We start from the raw sequence: 19726 nt of genomic DNA, 5'->3' as shown, positions 1-19726 counted from the left end.
TGCCCCCCTGATCCATCGTGCGCATCGCCGTCCTCAGCTGGCGTGACCTCACGCACCCGGAAGGCGGCGGCGCCGAGCGCTACGCCCAGACGGTGTGCGCGGGCCTGGCCGCCCTGGGGCACGAGGTCACGCTGCTGTGCGCCGACCACGGCGGCGCCCCCCGTCACGAGCAGCACCCCGACGGCTACCGGGTCCTGCGCCAGGGCGACCGGCTCGGGGTCTATCCGCGCTCGCTGCTGCGGCTGCAGTCCCTGGAGCGCGCCGAGGGCCGCTTCGACGTGGTCGTCGACGTGCAGAACGGGCTGCCCTTCGCCGCCCGCCTCGCCACCCGCACCCCGGTCGTCCTCCTCGTCCACCACGTCCACCGCGAGCAGTGGCCGGTGGTCTTCGGGCGGGTCGTCGCGACGCTGGGCTGGTGGCTGGAGTCCCGGGTGAGCCCGAGGCTGTATGCCGGCTGCCAGCACGTCACGGTCTCCGGGCGCACCCGCGACGAGCTGGCCGAGCTGGGGGTCCGTCCCGAGCACGTGTCGGTGATCCACAACGGCACCGAGCCGCCCCTCGACCTGGGCGAGCCGCGCGCGGCGGAGCCCCGCCTGGTCGTCCTGGGCCGCCTGGTCCCCCACAAGCGGGTCGAGCTGGCCGTCGACGTCGTCGTGGCGCTGCGGCAGCGGCTGCCCGGGCTGCGGCTGCACGTCGTCGGCGACGGCTGGTGGCGCGACGAGATCGCCGCCCACGTGCGGGCGGTCGGTGCCGACGACGCGGTCACCCTGCTCGGGCACGTCGACGAGCAGACCAAGCACCGCGAGCTCGCGGCCGCGTGGGTCGCCCTGGCTCCGAGCCTGAAGGAGGGCTGGGGCCTGAGCGTGATCGAGGCCGCCTCCCACGGCGTGCCGACCGTCGCCTTCCACGGCGCGGGCGGGCTGTCCGAGTCGGTGCTCGACGGCTTCACCGGGCTGCTGGCCCACGACCAGGCCGAGCTCGTCGCCCACACCGAGCGGCTGCTCACCGACGAGGCGACCCGCGCGGAGACGGCCCGGGCCGCGCAGGCCCACGCCCGCCGCTTCTCCTGGGCCGACACGGTGCACCGCTGGGACGCGCTGCTGCGGCACGTCGCCGCCGGACACGCCCCTGTCGCCGAGATCGACCAGGTGGTGACGACCCCGCCGGGACCCGGTCGGCCGGGGTCGGGGGCGCAACGGCCGGGACGAGACCGTCCCGGACCCGCACGACCTGGGTCCGAGCGACCCGACGCCCCCGAGCGGGTGAGCGCATGAGCGCCCCGGCACGCACCCCGGCCCCGGTCCCGGCCCACCGGCGGGCGACCCGACCCCTGCCACCGCTCGCACCCGAGGGCTCGCTGCGCCGGTCGGTGCAGCTCTTCCGGGCGTTCACGGTCGAGCAGACCGACCCGGCCTACTTCTACGGCCTGCTCGCCGTCGACTCGGTGCGCGAGGCGCGGCGCTGGTGCCCGCTCGACGGGGCGACCATGGTCGACGTGGGCGGCGGGCCGGGATACTTCGCCGACGCCTTCCGCGCGGCCGGGGTGCGCTACGCCGGGATCGACCCGGACGCGGGCGAGCTGGAGCGTCGCGGCGACGTCGCCGACGACACCCTGCGCGCCTCCGGCCTGGCGCTGCCGATCGCCGACGACGCCGTGGACCTGACCTACTCCAGCAACGTCCTCGAGCACGTCCCCGACCCCGAGCAGATGCTCACCGAGATGGTGCGGATCACCCGCCCCGGCGGGACCGTCGTCGTGTCCTGGACGCCGTGGCTGTCCCCGTGGGGCGGGCACGAGACCTCCCCGTGGCACTACCTCGGGGGCCGGCGCGCCGCCGACCGCTACGCCCGCCGTCACGGGCACCGGCCCAAGAACGACTTCGGCGTCTCCCTGCACGCCTGCTCGATCGCCCGGACCCTGCGCTGGGTGCGGGCGCAGGAGCGGGCGGGTCGGGTCCGGACCGTCGAGGTCCTCCCGCGCTACCACCCCTCCTGGGCACGCTGGCTGATCCGGGTCCCCCTCGTGCGCGAGGTGCTGTCCTGGAACGCCGTCGTCGTGCTGCGGGTGCGATGAGCGGGTCCGGCCCACGCGCCGAGCAGGTCGTCTGGCGGGCGCGGCTCCTCGCCGGGTGCCTGCTCCTGGCGGCCGTCGCCTTCCTGCAGGCCGGAGGGCGGGTCGCGCCGGACACCAAGCTCGACCTGACCCTCGACCCGGTGGCCTTCCTGCTGCGGTCCCTGCACGTGTGGGACGCGAGCCAGCTCGGCCAGCTGCAGAACCAGGCCTACGGCTACTGGTGGCCGATCGGACCGGTCCACGCCGTGCTGCGCACCCTGCTCGTCCCCGAGTGGGTGACGCAGCGGCTGTGGTGGACGATCGTGCTGGTCACGGCCTTCCTGGGCTTCTGGCGGCTCGCGCGGGCGGTCGGGGTCGGCGGGCCCTGGTCGCGCTACCTCGGGGCCCTGCTCTACGCCCTGTCCCCCCGGATGCTCGCCGAGGTCGCCGTCACCTCGATCGAGGTGTGGCCGTATGCCGTGGCCCCCTGGGTGATCCTGCCGCTCGTCGACCCCCGCCCGCGGCGACCCTGGCAGCGGATCGTGCTGTCCGCCGCGGCCTTCGGGTGCGTGGGCGGCGTCAACGCCGTGGCCACGGGGGCGGTCCTCGTCATACCGACGCTGTGGTGGGTCACCCGGGCCCGCTCCCTGCGGGCCGCCCGCGACGGGCTGGCCTGGCTGGGCGCCTGCCTGCTCGCCGGGGCCTGGTGGCTGGGACCGCTGCTCGTGCTCGGCCGCTTCAGCCCGCCCTTCCTGGACTGGATCGAGAACGCCCCGGCGACCACGAGCACGGCGAGCGCCTTCAGCGCGCTGCAGGGCACGACCGCGTGGCTGACCTACCTGCGGGTGCCGAGCGGGCCCACCTGGCCCGCGGGCTGGCAGCTGGTCGCGCAGCCGCTGCTCGTCGCGGTGAGCACCGCCCCCGCGGTCCTCGGGCTCGTCGGACTGACGCTGCCGCGGCTGCGGGAGGGCGCCTGGTGGCGGCTGTCCGCGCTGACCGGGCTGGTGCTCCTGACGCTGGGCTTCGCCGGCCCGGCGCACGGCCCCCTGGCCGGGGCGGTGCAGGGCCTGCTGGACGGGCCGCTGGCGGCGCTGCGCAACATCCACAAGTTCGAGCTCGTGGTGCGGATCCCCCTGCTGGTCGGGCTGGTCCACGCGCTGCACCGGCTCGGGGCCGTGGCCTGGGACGGTCCCGCCGGGCGCCCGTCGCTCGCCGGTCCGCTGCCGCGCCGGCTCGCGGGGGTGCTCGCGGGGGCCCTGGTGGTCGCCGCCGCGGGACCGGCCTTCGCGACCACCCTGCCGCGTCAGGGCACCTTCACCCAGGTGCCGGACTACTGGCGCGACGCCGCCCGCTGGCTGGACGCCCAGCCTGGCCCGGGCAGCGTGCTGGTGGTGCCGGCCGCCCCCTTCGCCGAGCTGACCTGGGGCGCGCCGCGCGACGAACCCCTCCAGGCGCTGATGCGCCGACCCTTCGCCGTGCGCGACGCCGTGCCGCTCGGGTCGGCGGGGGCCACCCGGCTGCTCGACGAGGTGGAGCGCTCACTGCGCACCGGCGTCACCGTCCCCGGCCTGCGCACCGCCCTCGCGGACGCGGGGATCCGCTATCTCGTGGTGCGTGGAGACCTGCGAGCGGCGGCCCGCTCGGCGCCGCCGCTCGCCGTCCACCAGGCCCTCGCCGACGCGGGGATCCCCCGGGTGCGGGCCTTCGGACCGGCGTCGGGCAGCACCCTGGAGACCCCCGACCTGACCTTGGACGAGCGCACCCTGCTGCCCTACCCGAGCGTCGAGGTGTATGACGTGGGCCCGGTCGAGCAGGCGCGTCTGGTGCCCGTGGCGGCCCTGCGGTCGGTCACCGGCGGCCCTGAGGACGCCCCCTCCCTGGCCCGGGTGCTGCCCGCCCGCGTCGGGGTGCTCGGGCGCGACGCGGACGCGCTGCTGGGCGGCCCGGAGGGGGACGCCGTGCGGGCGGCGCTGCCGGGCGGGCGACTGCCCGAGGTGCTCACCGACGGCAACCAGGAGCGCGAGGTCGGTTTCGGCCGGGCCTCGGACAACCGGTCGCCGGTGCTGACCGCGGACGACCCGGGCACCACCGGGCGCCGGGTGCGGGACTACCTCGTCGACCCGCGGGCGCCACGGACCGTGCTGCGCTGGGAGGGGGTCGCGGGGGTCGCCGCCTCCAGCTCCACCGCCGACGCCGGGTCGCTGCTGCACATCGCCGGTGGCGACGGCCCGGCCGCGGCCCTGGACGGCGACCCGGCGACCCGCTGGCGCTCCGGGCTCGAGCCGGCCGGGGCCCGGCCCTGGCTGGAGATCCGGCTCGACCGCCCGCGCGACCTGCGGGGCGCCACGGTGACCCTGGCCCGGCCCGCGCCGGGGGCCGCGCTGCCGACGACCCTCGAGACGCAGACCGACGCCGGCACCGCCGCGACCCTCGTGCCTTTCGCGCAGCCGACGGATCCCCTGACGCTGCGGCTGGCCCCGGGCCCGACGACCCGGCTGCGGGTGCGGCTGCGCACCCTGGGTCCCGGCGCGGACGCCGGCCTGGCGATCACCCAGCTCTTGGTGCCCGGGATCGTGCCCGTGCCGCGGCTGCAGCTGCCGAGAACCCCTTCCGGCACACCCGACGTGGTCGGTCTGCGCCGCCAGGAGCCCGGTCGCGACGGCTGCCTGCGCCAGGGCGGCCGCCCGCTGTGCGCCGCCGGGCTCGTCGCGGCGGGCGAGGAGCAGGTCGGGCTGTTCCGCGGGTTCACGACGACCGCGCCGCGCCGCTACGTCTGGTCCGGGACGGTCCGCCCCCGCCCCACGCCGCAGGCCGCCGCGCTCCTGGAGCCCCCGGTGGGGGTGCGGGCCGGCGCCACGTCGAGCCGGGTGCCCTCGCTGCTCGGCCGGCCCGGGGCCGTCGTGGACGGCGACCTGGGCACCGGGTGGGTCGCGTCGGCCGAGGACGCCGCCCCCACCCTGACGCTGCGGCTGCCGACCCGCCGCCGGATCGGCGGGCTGGTGCTGCGCGTCGACCAGCACCTGGCCGCCGCCCGGCCCACCCGGGTCACCGTGCGCCTCGGCGGCCGCGCCCTGGACCGCACCGTCGGTCCGGACGGCGCGATCTGGCTGCCCGCCACCGTCACCGACCGGGTGGACCTGGTCCTGCGCGGGCGTGAGGTGGTCCGCTCGGTCGAGGCCGCGACCGGCGTCGTCCAGCACCTGCCCGTCGGGGTCTCCGAGGTGCAGCTCCTCGGCGCCCAGGACCTGGTCCGCGGGGCCCTGCGCACCGCCCCGGTGGGGGCGACCTGCGGGTCCGGTCCGGTGCTCACCGTCGACGGCATCCCCCAGGCCACCCGCCTGCTCGGCACCGTCGGGGACCTGCTCGCCGGACGGCCGGTGCGCTGGGTCGGGTGCGGGCGGGCCTCGCTCGCGCTCGGCGCGGGCGACCACCGCGTCGACGCCCCGGCCGCGGCCGCCTGGCAGCCCGAGTCCCTGCAGCTCGTGGCCACCGACGCCGCGATGGCTGCGCCGCCTGCCTCCGGCATACCGCTGGAGGACGGCCGCTATCGGCTGCCCGCGCGCGCCACCCCCGCGGTGCTTGCGCTCCCGCACAACGCCAACGACGGCTGGGTCGCCGTCGACGGGTCCGGCGCCGCGCTGCGGCCGGTGCGCCTGGACGGGCGGGCGCAGGGATGGCTGGTGCCGGCGGGCGAGGCCACCTGGGTGCGCGAGAGCTATGCCCCGCAGCAGCCCTACGCCTTCGCTCTCGCTGCCGGATTCCTGCTGCTGGTGGGCCTGCTCGTGCTGGTGATCCGCATCCTGCGCCACCCCCGCGAAGGCTCGGCGCCCCTGCCCGCGGCCTCCTGGGCGGGGTCGGCGCTCGCCGTGCTCGCGGTCCCCGTGCTGGGCCTGGCCTGCGGCGTCACCGGTATGACGGCCGCCTGCGGCGGCGTCCTGCTCGGGGGCGCCTGCGGGTGGCTCGCCCGCCGCCGCGCGGCCGGACGGCCGACGGTCCGGTCCGCGAGGTGGGAGCGGGCGACGGCGTTCCTCGCGACCCTGCCCGCGCTGCTCGTCGGGTGCGCGGGCGCGGCGGCGGTCGCCCTGGTGTGCGCGCAGCCGTGGGGCGCGGGCGGGGCGGCGCTGCGGTCGTGGTGGGTGCAGGCGCTGGTGCTGAGCGGCTTCGCCCTGGCCGTGACGCACCCCTGCCCCGACCCCACGCCGGGCCGGGGCGGCGGCGAGGAGGTCGGCGCCCGGTGAGCTCCTCGGCCAGCGCCGTGCCGTCCCGGCCGCCGCACACCCCCCACCGGCGGCTCGCGGTGACCCGGGGCTAGCCGACATGCCCTGCCGGTGTCCAGGCGGGCCCGCGGTCGTCCGCGGCGGCTGCGTCCGCGGTGGCTGCGTCCGCGGTGGCGGGCGCAACCGGGGTCGCGGGGTCGCGGCGACGGGCCCACCGCAGGACCGGCCGCTCCAGCCAGCGGTGGCTCGCCCAGGCCACCGGGAGCGTGAGCGCCACCGTGAGGACCCACAGCAGCGGCCCGTTCCCCGAGAACGGCCGGTGCCCGAGGGCCCGCTGCACGAGCCCGAGCAGCACCAGGTGATAGCAGAAGACGCCGTACGACAGGTCCCCCAGCACCGACGCGACCCGCCCACCCAGCACCGACACCGCACCCCCGGGCTGCTCGCGCGCCGGCGCCACGCACGGCAGCACCACCAGCGCCCCCACCGCCGTGTAGCCCGTCGTCTTGACCACCGCCTCCATCGCGGTCGCCGGGGTCAGTCCGAGAGGACCGGCCGCCAGCGTCGACAGCAGCAGGTAGGTGGCCCCCGCCAGCGCCCACACCGTGCCGGGGTGCGCGGCCAGCTCGTCGACGCCGGTGCGGGGCAGGACGCCCGCGAGGCGTGCCTCCCGCCATACGGCCAGGGCCATCCCGGCCCCGAACCAGCCGACGTAGCCCGGCAGCCAGAGGTTGGGCGTCCCGCCGAGGCGGTCGTGGGTGAGCACCGTCCACGCCACCGCCACCAGCGGGGTGGTCGCCAGCGCGAGCAGGATCGACCGGACCGACCCGAGCCGCGCGAGCAGCGGGACCGCGAGCGGCAGCGCGAGGTAGAAGGCGGCCTCGGTCGCCAGGCTCCACATCTGGGTCAGGCCGGGGACGGACGGCTGCGGCGAGTAGATCTGGGTGAGGGTGGCGATGCGCAGGTAGGGGGCGGGTCCCAGGCCGGCCGGCAGCAGCACGGCGCCAGCGAGGACGGCGACCCAGGCCGCGGGCAGGACGCGCAGCAGCCGGTGCCGGGCGTAGCTGCGCCAATCCCGGGCCCGCGCCGTCTCGCCCGCCGATGCCGCGCCGACCCACACCCGCGCGTGCGGTCGGGTCAGCAGCAGCCCGGAGACCACGAAGAAGATCGGCACCCCCGCGTCCAGGCGTGCCAGGAGCCCGCCGTAAGGCCCGCGCATCGCGTCGCCGCTGGCGAAGGCGACGTGGGTGGTCAGCACCATGAGCGCGCCGAGCGCCCGCATCCCGTCGAGGGCGGGCAGGCGCGTGGGGCGGGGTGGGGTCACGACCGCGAGGGTAGGCTGTTCCCGCCATCACCGCACGGTGATCGGTGCACGCGGGGTGACACGAAGGGACAGGGACGGGCTGCGCTGCTACCGTCTGCGAGAACGCCAGGTCTACCCACAGGTAGGCTCCGAGCCCTTCTGCGAGCACATCCCCTCGTCACGACACCGCCGCCGTTCCTGAGCAGGAGTCCTCCATGCGCCGCATCCTCGGCGGTCTCGCCGTGTTCCTGGGCATCGTCGCCCTCGTCATCGGCCTCAACGCCAACGGCATCTACCACCGGCTCGCCAAGGTGCCGCTCGACATGAGGACCCGGCCCGTCTCCGAGGGCACGGGCGTCTCGATCCTCAGCATCACGCGTCCGGAGGGTTCGACCGCCCTCAAGGTCGAGCAGCTCACCGACCAGAAGGTCACCAACACCCGCAACATCATCGGTATCCCCGGCCAGGTGCCCGAGGACGAGCGCGACTCGACGGCCTACTGGCAGGTGGGCTTCCAGACGGGCATCACCGGCGGCCCGTGGCTCGACCGCAGCGAGGACGGCGTGTCCATCGACCGCACCACCGGCATGGCGACCAACTGCTGCGGCGACTATGCCAGCACCCCCGGCAGCAACGGCGTCATGCAGCGCGGCGAGATCGCTCACGAGGGGCTGTTCTTCAAGTTCCCCTTCGACGCCCAGCGCCGCACCTATCCCTTCTGGGACGCGCAGCTGCGGCGGGCCGTCGACGCGGAGTTCGTGCGCACCGACACCCTGCAGGGCCTGGACGTCAATGTCTACCGGCAGCGCATCCCGACCACCCGCCTGCCCGGCACCCGGCCGGTGCCCCGCTCGTGGTACGGCTCCACCGAGCCCGGTGACGTCGCGTCCTCCGTGGACTACGCCAACACCCGCACCTTCTGGGTCGAGCCCGCGACGGGCGTGATCATCAAGGGCCAGGAGCAGATCGACCGACGACTGGTCTCCGACCTCGGCACGATCACGCTGGTCAAGGGCACGATCGGGTATGACGGTGCGACGCAGCGCGCGTATGCCGACGAGTACGGCCCCAAGGCGCGCCAGATCACCTTCGTCCGTGACCTGCTCGGCCCGATCGGGGTGGTCACCGGGCTGCTGCTGACGGTGCTCGGGCTGGTGCTGATCTGGCGCCAGGGTCGGCCGCGGCGGGCGCAGCACCGCGAGCCCGAGCCCGAGAAGCTGGACGTGATCGGCGCCGGCCACGCCTGAGCCGGCGCCCCGGACCCGGACCGACGACGGAGCCCGGCACCCGAGGTTCGGGTGCCGGGCTCCGGCCGTGCTGCGTGGGTCAGCCCTGCGGGTGCACGGCGATCACCGGCGTCCCCGAGGCGACCTCGCCGTGGGCGGCCTGCTCGACGGCGCCGTGCGCGAAGGCGTTGGTGACGAGCACCGGCGTGATCAGCGAGTAGCCCGCCTCCTCGATGACGGCGCGGTCGAAGGTCACGAGCGGGGTGCCCGCCGCCACGACGTCGCCCGCCGTGACGTGCACGTCGAAGCCGCGACCGTCCAGGTTGACGGTGTCGATGCCCACGTGGATCAGCAGCTCCACGCCGTTGTCCAGGGCGAGTCCGAAGGCGTGCCCGGTGGCCTGGGCCACCACCACCTTGCCGGCGGCGGGAGCGCAGACGGTGTCCGCGGAGGGCTGTATGCCGACGCCGGGTCCCACCAGGCCGGCGCTGAACACCTTGTCGGGGACCTCCGCCAGGGGCACGACGGTGCCGGCGACGGGGGAGCCGATCTCGATCACGCCGTCCGCCGCCCGCGGGGCCGGCGCGGCGTCCGCGGAGCGTCCGGCGAGTGTCGCACCCGCGGCTCCACCGGCGGCAGCACCGGCGGTGTCACCCGCCACCGCCTGGCCGCCCGCGGAGCCCGCGGCGGAGACGGGGCTGGCGGCGTGCGCCATACGGTCGTCGGTGCGCAGGGTGACGGTCTCGTCGGCCACGGGGTCCTGCTCCGGGATCGCGGTGTCCGTGGCGGCCGCGGCGCTGGCGCGGGACGCGAGCTTCTGCTCCTCGGTGCGGTAGTCGCCGATGATCACGAGCATCATCGAGGTGACGAAGGCCGCGAGCACGCCCGCGGCATACAGCGCGATGTTGCTGTCGAAGGCCGGGATCGTGAGCAGCGAGGTGAAGACGAAGGCCTTGGTGGTGACGCCACCGCCGAGGCCGATGATCAGACCGCCGACGAGGCAGCCGACGAGCATGCGGGGGTAGATCTTCTTGAACCGCAGGTGGATGCCGTAGAGCGAAGGCTCGGAGATACCACCGAGCAGACCGGCCGCGAGGGCACCGGTGGCCGTCTGGCGCATGGCCACGTCCCGGTCCTTGACGGCGTGGTAGAGCACGCCGGCGGTGGCGCCGAAGCAGGCGAAGTTCCACGCGCCCATGGGGCCCTGGATGAAGTCGTGGCCGAGGGTCTGGATGTTGAGCAGCATGATCGCGTTGATCGGCCAGTGCAGACCCAGCGGCACCATGAAGGGATAGGCCAGCGGGATCAGGATGGCGAAGATCAGCGGGTTGAAGCCGTTGACGGCGCTGAGGAAGTTGCCGAGCGCGGCACCGACGTACACCCCGATGGGGCCGATCAGGAAGGCCGTCAGCGGGATCATGATCAGCATCGCGAGGAAGGGCACGAAGATCAGGTGCAGGTTGGCCGGGACGATCCGCTTGAGCAGCTTGTACAGCGGGCCGAGCACCGCGGCCATGAGCAGCGGCGGGAACACCGTCGAGCCGTAGCCGAAGATCGTCAGCGGCAGACCGAACACGTCGTAGATCTTGATGTCGCTGCCGAGGAAGTGCGCGGTGCGGGCGTGCTCACCGAGGGCCTGGAAGCCGGGCAGCATCAGCACGCCCATGATCGCGAATCCCACCCAGGGGTCGGCGTCGAGCTTCTTGGAGGCGTTGTAGGCCACCATCAGCGGCAGGAAGTAGAACACGCCCTGCCACAGCAGGTTGACCGCCGCCCAGCCGCCCTTGAGGGACACGCGCGGGTCGGCCCAGTTGTCGATGCGGCCGATGGTCGACATCAGCGCCATGAAGGTGATGAACAGCGAGGCGCCCAGCAGCGCGCCCATGATCGGGCGGAAGGAGTCGCTGAGGAACTCGAAGAAGTTGTCCAGCCAGGCGCGGCTGCCGCGGGGGCCGCCCGCGCGCAGCTGGGCCTTGAGCTCCTCGTCGGTGCCGGCCCGGCTCGTGCCGGCGCCCTGCTGCTGCATGTCGGGCAGCGCCTGGATCGCGTTGTAGACGTCCTGCACGCCGCCGCCGATGACCACCTGGTAGCGCTCGCCGGACTGCGGGACGGCGCCCATGACGCCGGGGATGGCCTCCACCGCGGGGGTGTCGATGCCGGAGGCGTCACGCAGCTGGAAGCGCAGTCGCGTGGCGCAGTGGGTGAGACTGACGATGTTGGACGGACCGCCGACTGCGTCGACGATCGAGCGTGCTGGGCTCGCGGCCATGTGATGCCTTCTGGTTGCAGGTGCTGGGCGGGGGGCCTCTCCATTGTCAGGTCGTCGGGGCGCGATATCGCGCTGCGACGCCGCCCGGGTGAGTCCGCCTGATGCTGCAAATCCTACCGAACGCATCCGTTCGGGCATCGGGGGAGGCGGTCGGGCCGGGCAGAGGGCTGCAGGCGCACCGTGCGCCTGCGAATACCCGTGCGGGGGTGAGGAACTCGCCCGGCATACCGCTCAGCGTGGTCCGGAGCACCGCTGGCGCGGGGCCGTAGGTCGGGACGCGGACGCCCGCGCGCCGCCTCGTCCGATGCCCCCGGGCGGGGCCCGCGCCCGGAGGGAGAATTTGCATGTGCGAACAGGTCGTGCCCGCACGAGTCCCCGATGTCACGGATCCGGACCCACGACCTGCGGACGCAGCGCGAGTCCTGGACCGGCGAGTCCGCAGCGGCGGCGGCGCCGCCCCCGCTACTCCGTGAGGTTGACCGTTCCGTTGAACTCGTACTTGATGGAGGCGTTGGCGGGAGCAGACGCCTCCCCGTACTCTTTCTTGGGCCCGACGGACTGGGCAAGCACCTTGAGCTGCAGTGCCGTCTTGTCAGGAGCGATCGGGACGGCGAACACATAGCGCAGTCCCTTTCCTGACCACGTCGAATCGCCGATGGTCTCGCTCACGGCTTTCTGCCCGTCGAGGGTGAAATCAGTGACGTTCAGCTTGGTATCGTAGGAGGCACTGGACCAACCTTTGTAGAAGGTAGGGACGTCCTCGCTCAAAGAGGCCGTGACCACCGCCCAGGCCTGTCCCGCCGGCGCCCACTTCTTCTCACGATCGTAGGCAGTCAGCTGCACCTTGATGTCCGTCAGCCGGCCGATGGCACGCCAGCCGTCCTGCTCCGAGCCCCCGATCTGCGCAGACAGCGCATCCGAGGCGCCTTGAGAACGCGCCAGGTACATCGCAGGCGCAGGATTGCCGATGCGCTTTCCGTCCAGCCCGATCGATTGCGCAAGCCCGTCATAGGTGAACTCGAAGACGGCGTCTTTTCCGTCCCCTGCCACGGCCAACGCGCGATGATCAGAGGTGGACGTGTCCAGCGGGACGGGGTAACTCTTACCGCCTACCTTGACCGCGGCGGTCGTGGAGATGGTGGGCGTGCCGCGACCATCGGGGCTCAGCGCCCAGGCCGAGGAGATGGAGTCACGGGCCAGCTTGAACACCAGGAAGGTCCCGCCCTCAGGGGCCGCCTTCCGATTCTCAGGATCGCCGACGCGAGCCTGTCGCGTGACGTGAACGGTGTACCGGCCATCCGGCATGATCACCGGCTGGGACTCGGCCTCTGGACCGTCACTCGGTGCCCCAAGGCTCGGTGTCCCGAGGCTCGCAGAGGACACGCTGTCGATCACGGTTCCTGCACCGACCTTGGGCGCGTCGGGCTCGTTCACCTTGACCTGAAGATCAGCGACCTTTCCATCAGGCCTCCAAGGGGACAGACCTTCAGCAGCGGTTCCAGGGGTGAAGGTATCGCCTCCAGTTCCTCCCAGACCTAGCCTCACCGCTTCACCGTCGGAACCAACCGGCACGATCTTCGCCGCGTCCCAGGTAGTTTCCGTGGAGGCCATGAGGCGATAGGGGCCGCAGAGGACCTTCTCCCAAAGAGCCTTGGCGTCCTCCACCGTCGCTACCTGGAAGTAGCATCGAGCCTCGTCCGGCACGTTGGCCTTCACCTTGCCCCGCCCGACCGCGGCCTTCCACTGACTCTCAACCGTCTCGAGAACCTTGTCGGGCTCGGCCACCTTGGTGCCGCCGTACGTCACGGTCGGACCAGATGAGCATCCGGCGACCACCAGGACGAGCGACCATGTCGCGGACGACACGACAAACCTGCGGAGCATACAGTCCTCCCTCACGGTCCCCGTCGGGATCCACCGAATGGTGGTCCTTCCTGGACCTCCCCTGAGCGACGAGGGTAATGCAGGCTCGCGGGTGGCGCGGACCCGTCCTGGCCCCATCCGCTCGCTCCCCAGCCTCGACCCGAGTCAATGGCCTCGGGGTGCCCGCCACGATCTGTCATCACCACGCCGGAGGTCGAGACGCGGACGCCTGCACACCGACTCTCCCCGGCATACCGCTCAGCGCTGGTAGGCCGCCTCGAAGAACGCCAGCTCGCAGGACACCGCCCGCCGGAAGGCCGCCTCCACCGCCTCGTGCTCCGCCTCGTCCTCGGGCACGTTGTCGTCGAGCTCGGCCCGCAGCCACTGCACCCACGCGCGGAAGTCGGGCCCGCGGTGCAGGTCGACCCAGCGGACGTGCTCGGGTCGCGTGGCGGCCATCGGCTCGACGTCGGCGCGCTCGGCCCAGTCGAGGTAGAGCCACTCGGCGACGAGCAGCACGGCGACGACCTGGGCATGGCTGCGGGAGGCGTTGGCGTCGCGCATCACCCGGTCGAAGGCGCGCGTCGCCTCGGTGAGCCGTGGTGCGGTGCGGTCCTGCTCGCTGACGCCGAGCGCGTCGAAGGAGTCGACGAAGTAGGTGTCCTCGTCGCTCGCGAACATCCCGAGCTGCCGGGCGTACCGCAGGCGGCTGGGCAGACCCGGCGCGGTCGCGCAGGCCTCGCCGAGCAGCGCGACGAAAGCGTCGCAGAACTGGTAGTCCTGCACGAGGTAGTGAGCGAGCACGTCGTCGGCCACCGTGCCGGCGAGCAGCTCGTCGACGAACCGGTGCCGCGTGGCGGCGGTCCACTCGTCGTGGACGGACTCGCGCAGGGCCTGGCTCCAGCTGGTCATGCCCCCACCGTATGCCGCCCGAAGACCTGAGTTGGCGTGCTGGCCCACGCATCTCGTGCCAAGCTCAGCTCATGTGGTCCCACGAGGAGGATGCCGCCCTGCGGATCGAAGCCATGCAGTGGCTAGCGGCCCGCACTCACGATGGGGAGGGCGTGCTCTCCACGGAGGAGATCGAGGAGTTCACCTTCCGGGGAGAGCCGTTCAAGCTTCGCGATCGTCAACGCGGTATTCGCAAACCCAAGGAGCTGGGCTCCGCACTGTCGATCACCACCGTGTGGCGGCCGGAGGGCGCGGCCCGGCCGTATGCGGACGACCTTGGATCAGATGGTCTCGTTCGCTACAAATGGCGCGGCGACGATCCTGACCACGCGGATAACCGCGCCCTTCGCGCGGCCATGCGTGACGAGCAACCTCTCATCTGGTTCTGGGGTGTGGGCACCGCACTCTACAAGCCTGTCTTTCCGATCTTCCTCGTGGCTGAGGAGCCGAACCATCACCAATTCGTGGTGGCCCTCGATGGGATGCAACACTTGCGACCCTCCGAGTCCCCCGTCGAGGAGGTCCTGCGGCGCTACCTCCGTTCCGAGACGACACGGCGGCTTCATCAACCGGTATTCCGCAGCATGGTGCTGCGGGCTTATGAGAGCCACTGCGCCGTCTGCGCCCTGCGCCACCCCGTGCTCCTCGATGCGGCTCACATCGTCGAGGACAAGCACGAGCTCGGGGCCGCTTCGCTGCGGAACGGTCTATCCCTGTGCAAGATTCATCACGCCGCTTACGACAGCGGGATCTTGGGGGTGACTCCGGACTTCCAGGTGCAAATCCGTGCAGACATTCTCGATGAAGTCGACGGCCCATTGCTGGAGTACGGCCTCAAGGGGCTGCACGGTGACCAGCTGAGGTTCCTTCCCCGGCTCGAGCGTGAGCGTCCCGACCCCCAGCTGCTGCAGATTCACTACGCGAGGTTCCTCGCCGGCTGAGGGGCTCGCGGTGCATGAGCGTGAGGCAGCCCATGGACGTCGCCGCTATCGGCAGGCGTCAGCAGTTGACGTAGCCCGCGGCGTTCTTCTTGTAGCCGCAGACGTCCATCCGCATGCCCTTGGGCGACAGCAGCGTCGCGGTCTCACCGGTGTTGTTCCAGGTGTGGAAGCCGCGCTTCCAGTAGAACCGCCCCTTCCCATCCGTCCCCGCCCCGGTGTAGACGGTCACCACGCCACGCGCGGGGATCACGGCGCCCTTGGGAAAGACATAGCGGTGGCCGTACGCGTCACGCAGCACATACCCCGCGACGCCGAGAGCCTTGGCCGAGGTGTTGCGCACCTGGATCCACTCGCCGTTGACGTTGGCCTTGGTGTCCTTCTGCCTGGTGCCGCCGGCGTCGGCCTGGAAGCGGCCGAGCTGCAGCGGCGAGGTGGCGGCCTGCGCGGCAGCGGCCGGAGCCAGCAGGAGCCCGGCGGCGACGAGGGCGGACAGAGCGGGTGCAGGACGACGTGCAGACATGATGTTCCCCCGGAAGTTCTTGTATGAGAACAACATCCGATCACCCCCACGCCGCACGCGCCACCCCAGGTCGCCCGTCCGCGCCGGGTTGGCGCCCGCGTGGGCGGGACGGCGAGGGTCAGACCTGGACGGGGGGCTCAGGACGAACCGGTCCGGGTCAGCAGGCCCCCGTCATGGTCACCGTGCACCCCTCGCCCGGCGCGCTCGCCACGTGGGCTCGCACGCCCTGGGCCGCCAGGTTGTCACGCACCAGCGCCCGCAGCCCGTGCCCCGGCACCACCCGGTCCACGTCGAAGCCACGCCCGTCGTCCCGCACCGTGACCTCCCAGCCGCCCCTGCAGGCGTCCGCGTGCACCACGACCAGGGCCGCGCCGGCGTGCTCGCGCACGTTGTGCAGGCAGGTCGCCACGGCCTGGGTGAGCGCCTCGGCGACCGGGGGAGCGAGCACCACGCCCTCGGCGAGGTCCACCGCCAGCTCGATCGGCAGGTCGGCGAAGCCCTCCACCCCGGCGCGCACCGCGCCGGCGAGGGTCGGGTCGCCGGGCCCGGGGCAGCCGTCATACGCCGGGTCGACGGTCGCGGGAGCGGGCACCGTGCGGGTGTCGGACATGAACGACCGCAGCCGGACCGCCTCCGTCGCGGCCTGCTGCCGCAGCGCGGAGAAGGACTCGGGAGGGGTGTCCGGGTCGGCGATCATCCTCAGGATCGCCGCCGGGTCGTGCACCACGAGTCGCGCCCGGTCGAGCGCGGCCAGCTCGCCCGCGCGGGCGGCCTCGCGCACCGCGACCGCTCGCAGGGTGTCGGCCTCCCGGGCGAGGGCCCGCCAGTTGGAGGCCACCACCCAGGTGGCACAGGTGAAGCCCGCCCACATGGCGGCGTTGCTCAGCACCAGGGGTGCGGGCGCCTTGTTGAGCCCGAAGGCCACGAGCAGATAGGTGCCGATCATGACGACCGCGCCGAGCAGGTCCAGGCGGCGGCGCGCCCACAGCCCGACGGTGGTGCACGCGTTGCCGCACAGCCCGGCCGCCCACAGCAGCCCCACGCCGGGGTCGCGGGGGTCGGCCGGTGGCGTGACCAGGCCCAGGCCCAGGACGGCGAGCGCGACGACCAGGGCGTCGGTGATCCAGCACGGCCGCGCGGGCATCAGGCGCAGGACCAGCAGGCGCACGGTCAGCGCGAGGGTGACCCCGAAGGTCACCACCACGAGCGCGGCGTAGACCACCCGGTTGGTGGTCACGGCCCAGCCCACCGACACGCTGAAGCAGGACGCGGCCAGGACCGCCAACCGCGTCGCCGCCGCACCCAGGGCCAGCAGGCCCTCGACGCGATCCACCGACGCACGCTCCGGTGACAGCACGTCGTCCCGCACCTCGGCCACGCCCGGAGCCTAGCCCGATCGCTCCCCGTCCAACAGGTCGCCGGGACCGATCCCGAGCTGCCGCTCCAGGTCGGCCGGCGTGGCGCCCTGCAGGTAGGCGGCGAACTTCGCGGACGCGGCCGCCAGGTGCTCCCGGGCCACCGACTCGGTGATGAACAGGCGCCGCGCGATCGACGACCAGGACTCTCCCCTCGCCCGCGCCGTCAGCACCTGCCGCTGCCGCTGCGTGAGCTGAGGCATCCCCCCTCGACGGTCGACGAGCTCGGCCAGGCCGACGAGGGACTGCGTGATCACCGTCTCACCGGCCGCGACCCGGGCGAAGGCGTCCGCGACGACCTCGGCGGGGTCGGACTTGTGCACCGCCCCGTGCGCACCGGCCCGCAGGCACTGCGCGAGCACGAACCTGCGCCGCTCGTCGCTGTAGAGACACACCCGATAACCCATCGCCGCCACCGCGCGCACCGCCGCCGACCCCTGCAGCCGCCCGTGCGGGTCGTCACCCACCAGCCGCAGGTCCAGGGCCACCACGTCCGCGAGCGGCCGTCGCGCGGCGAGCGACTCCACGTCCGGGAGCGTCGCCACGAAGTCCAGCTGGGGCAGCATCACCGGCAGGCCCACCCGGATCGCCACGGAGTCGTCGACCAGCACGACCTGCAGGGGCGAAGGAGGCATGCTCACCGGGCCATCATCGCCTGACCAGGCCGGATCCGGCATACCCCCTGTTTCGGGGGTATGCCGCTGACCTGGGGTCGAGCGAGGATCGGACCATCAGGCAGGCAGCCGAGGTGACCGCACCACGCCGGGGGGCGACAGCCGGTCGATGGTAAGTCTGCCTGGTGCGGGGGGTCGAGGTGCTGGCGCTGATGGGGGGGCGCCAGCACCTCTCCCCGGCCCGTGGGCCGGGCGTCCAGGGGCGGCGGCCGGCAGGGGGCCGACCCCCTCGGACCGCTGACGAGCCCCGCCGTGTGCCGGAGGACGGCGCCCAGCCCCCCAGGGACCTTCTCGCCGCCGCCGCCGAGCCTCCCCTGGCCCCCGCGACGCGCGCACGCCGCTGCCTTGCTCCCGGGCGACTGACGGGGTGCGTGACCACTGACGTGCTGCAACCGGTCGACGGGCCCCCACCACGCCACCGCGCACCGCCGTCCGGCCCGGACGTGCGACGAGGGCCCCGGATCGGATCCGGGGCCCTCGTCGTGCTGGTGGGCAAGGGGGGACTTGAACCCCCACGTCCTTGCGGACACTGGCACCTGAAGCCAGCGCGTCTGCCATTCCGCCACTTGCCCGTGGCTGCTCGGGTGCGACCCCGTGCGACGCCCTATCTTGCCCCACCGGAGCCTCAGTCACCAAACCGAGACCGCGCAGGTCCCTCATCTCCAGGAGGCTGCCACCGTCCCCGGTTACGATGCCCACGAACTGCGACGTGACGGAGGTGGGCCTGTGGGACTGTTCGACAACCTGGAGAACAAGCTGTCGTCGATGGTCAACGGCGCTTTCGCCAAGGCCTTCAAGTCGAGCGTGCAGCCCGTGGAGATCGCCAGCGCGATCCGCACGGCCATGGACGACAAGGCCGCGGTGGTGGGCCGAGGGCGCACGATCGTGCCCAACCTCTACACGGTTCAGCTCAGCTCCGCGGACTACGCGGAGCTGTCGTCGTACGCCGAGGGACTGACCGACGAGCTCGTGGCCGCGGCCGAGGAGCACGCGGAGTCCCAGCGCTACCACCCGGCGGGGCCGCTGCGGGTGGTGCTCAGCCAGGACCCCCAGCTGGAGACCGGCGTGTTCAAGCTGCGTCCGGCGAGCGCCAAGGACCCCTTCACCCGGGACGAGCCCGCTGCGGACCCGTACGAGGCGCCGCGGCGTGATCCCTACGACGCGCCCCGGCGCGACCACTACGACGTCCCCGCGTACGACGAGCCCGCCTCCCGGCCCACGCCGCCGCGCCACGAGGCGCCGCCCGCTGCTGCCGCCGATCCCTACGCCCCGCCCGCCCCGACGGGCCGCGAGGCGGCCTACCGCGGGGGCGGGCGGGAGCGCGAGTCGGCCTACACCGCCGGCGCGGCCATCATCCCCTCGGGGGTCGGGGACCGGCTCACCGGCGACGACTTCGAGGCGGTCGACCCCTACGCCCCGAGCCCCTACTCGGCGCGCGACCCCCTCGAGCGGGACGTCTACGAGCCCGCCCCCGCGACGCACTCCTACCCGCCGGCCCGTCGCCCGCGCCTGGACCCCACCAAGCGCCCGTGGCTGGACATCGACGGCGATCGCTACCCCCTCCTGGGGGCCATCACCGTGATCGGCCGCGACGGCATCGCCGACGTCGTGCTCGACGACCCGGGCATCAGCCGGCGCCACGCGGAGATCCGGGTGACCAGCGAGGGGCCTCGATTCGTCGGGGCGATCCGCGACCTCGGCAGCACCAACGGCACCTTCGTGGAGGGGCACCGGGTCGCCAGCCAGGCGCTGTCGGACGGTGACCGCGTGACGGTCGGACGCACCTCTTTCACCTTCCGCCTCGGCAAGCCCTAAGGACGCCCGTGAGCGAGCTCACCCTCACCATCATCCGGCTCGGACTGCTGGCCGGCCTGTGGTTCTTCGTGCTCAGCCTGGCCGGCGTCCTGCGCCGTGACCTCTACGGCACGCGCGTGGAGCCCAAGTCGTCGCTGCGCCCACGCACCCGCGGCGGCCAGCGTCGCGGTGGCGCGGCCGGCAACGAGCCCGACCGGATCGTGGTGACGGAGGGCAGCCTGCGGGGCACGACCCTCACCCTCAAGCCGTCGGGCGTGCTCGTCGGCCGCAACCCGGAGTGCGCACTGATCCTCGACGACGACTTCGCGAGCGGACGGCACTGCCGTGTCTTCCGCGACGAGCAGGGGTGGAAGGTCGAGGATCTCGGCTCCACCAACGGCACCTACCTCGGCGAGGAACGCCTCATCGAGGTCACCCCGGTGGGGCTGGGCACCCAGCTGCGCATCGGCCGCACGGTCCTCGAGCTGCGGCGGTGAACG

14 protein-coding genes and 1 tRNA gene are annotated in these 19726 nt (G+C 73.5%); 7 read left to right on the top strand and 8 right to left on the bottom strand.

Features of this window, described 5'->3' with window-relative positions:
- Nucleotides 1-17: 17 nt before the first annotated feature.
- From ACK2IS_RS00580 to ACK2IS_RS00570, 3 genes are read left to right on the top strand one after another with little or no spacing between them, the layout of a single operon-like run.
- Nucleotides 18-1274 (top strand): glycosyltransferase family 4 protein, encoded by a 1257-nt coding sequence (locus tag ACK2IS_RS00580; RefSeq protein WP_409484226.1) that lies wholly within the window; start codon nt 18-20, stop codon nt 1272-1274.
- A complete protein-coding gene (locus tag ACK2IS_RS00575; protein ID WP_409484225.1) occupies nt 1271-2074 on the top strand; it encodes a class I SAM-dependent methyltransferase in 804 nt (267 codons plus the stop codon). Before ACK2IS_RS00580 ends, ACK2IS_RS00575 begins: the two co-directional genes overlap by 4 nt.
- Nucleotides 2071-6291 (top strand): alpha-(1->3)-arabinofuranosyltransferase family protein, encoded by a 4221-nt coding sequence (locus ACK2IS_RS00570; RefSeq protein WP_409484224.1) that lies wholly within the window; start codon nt 2071-2073, stop codon nt 6289-6291. The genes ACK2IS_RS00575 and ACK2IS_RS00570 overlap by 4 nt, the downstream gene beginning before the upstream one ends.
- 70 nt (nt 6292-6361) lie before the next feature.
- On the opposite strand, the gene ACK2IS_RS00565 is transcribed toward ACK2IS_RS00570, so the two are convergent.
- Nucleotides 6362-7594 (bottom strand): acyltransferase family protein, encoded by a 1233-nt coding sequence (locus ACK2IS_RS00565; RefSeq protein WP_409484223.1) that lies wholly within the window; start codon nt 7592-7594, stop codon nt 6362-6364.
- A gap of 194 nt (nt 7595-7788) precedes the next feature.
- On the opposite strand from ACK2IS_RS00565, the gene ACK2IS_RS00560 reads away from it, so the two are divergent.
- Nucleotides 7789-8820 carry a DUF3068 domain-containing protein gene (locus ACK2IS_RS00560; protein WP_409484222.1) on the top strand — a complete coding sequence of 344 codons (1032 nt, stop codon included), beginning with the start codon at nt 7789-7791 and terminating at the stop codon, nt 8818-8820.
- Nucleotides 8821-8899: 79 nt separating this feature from the next.
- On the opposite strand, the gene ACK2IS_RS00555 is transcribed toward ACK2IS_RS00560, so the two are convergent.
- From ACK2IS_RS00555 to ACK2IS_RS00545, 3 genes are all read right to left on the bottom strand, one after another.
- Entirely contained in the window at nt 8900-11068 is a 2169-nt protein-coding gene (locus ACK2IS_RS00555; RefSeq protein WP_409484221.1) for a glucose PTS transporter subunit IIA, read from the bottom strand.
- Between the two features lie 462 nt (nt 11069-11530).
- Entirely contained in the window at nt 11531-12952 is a 1422-nt protein-coding gene (locus tag ACK2IS_RS00550; protein ID WP_409484220.1) for a hypothetical protein, read from the bottom strand.
- Nucleotides 12953-13189: 237 nt separating this feature from the next.
- Entirely contained in the window at nt 13190-13843 is a 654-nt protein-coding gene (locus ACK2IS_RS00545) for a TenA family protein (RefSeq protein WP_409484219.1), read from the bottom strand.
- Between the two features lie 71 nt (nt 13844-13914).
- Here ACK2IS_RS00545 and ACK2IS_RS00540 point away from each other — a divergent pair, with 71 nt between their 5' ends.
- Nucleotides 13915-14823, top strand: a complete 909-nt coding sequence (locus ACK2IS_RS00540; RefSeq protein ID WP_409484218.1) for an HNH endonuclease — start codon at nt 13915-13917, stop codon at nt 14821-14823.
- Between the two features lie 58 nt (nt 14824-14881).
- Here ACK2IS_RS00540 and ACK2IS_RS00535 read toward each other — a convergent pair whose 3' ends face one another.
- From ACK2IS_RS00535 to ACK2IS_RS00520, 4 genes are all read right to left on the bottom strand, one after another.
- Nucleotides 14882-15379, bottom strand: a complete 498-nt coding sequence (locus tag ACK2IS_RS00535) for a lamin tail domain-containing protein (protein WP_409484217.1) — start codon at nt 15377-15379, stop codon at nt 14882-14884.
- A 121-nt stretch (nt 15380-15500) separates the two neighbouring features.
- Complete coding sequence (locus ACK2IS_RS00530) at nt 15501-16721, bottom strand: sensor histidine kinase (protein ID WP_409484216.1); 1221 nt, start codon at nt 16719-16721, stop codon at nt 15501-15503.
- Nucleotides 16722-16730: 9 nt separating this feature from the next.
- Complete coding sequence (locus tag ACK2IS_RS00525; protein ID WP_409485692.1) at nt 16731-17393, bottom strand: LuxR C-terminal-related transcriptional regulator; 663 nt, start codon at nt 17391-17393, stop codon at nt 16731-16733.
- A gap of 525 nt (nt 17394-17918) precedes the next feature.
- Nucleotides 17919-18004, bottom strand: a tRNA-Leu gene (locus tag ACK2IS_RS00520).
- Nucleotides 18005-18158: 154 nt separating this feature from the next.
- On the opposite strand from ACK2IS_RS00520, the gene ACK2IS_RS00515 reads away from it, so the two are divergent.
- Nucleotides 18159-19247 (top strand): FhaA domain-containing protein, encoded by a 1089-nt coding sequence (locus ACK2IS_RS00515; RefSeq protein WP_409484215.1) that lies wholly within the window; start codon nt 18159-18161, stop codon nt 19245-19247.
- 8 nt (nt 19248-19255) lie between these two features.
- The gene (locus ACK2IS_RS00510) at nt 19256-19723 is read left to right on the top strand and encodes an FHA domain-containing protein (RefSeq protein WP_409484214.1); all 468 of its coding nucleotides are present in this window, start codon (nt 19256-19258) and stop codon (nt 19721-19723) included.
- Nucleotides 19724-19726: the final 3 nt, after the last annotated feature.

The sequence above is a fragment of the Arsenicicoccus dermatophilus genome (assembly GCF_046267915.1).
Classification (GTDB): domain Bacteria; phylum Actinomycetota; class Actinomycetes; order Actinomycetales; family Dermatophilaceae; genus Arsenicicoccus; species Arsenicicoccus dermatophilus_A.
Note: the sequence above shows the minus strand (reverse complement) of the source record. Positions and strands in the feature narration are given on the sequence as shown.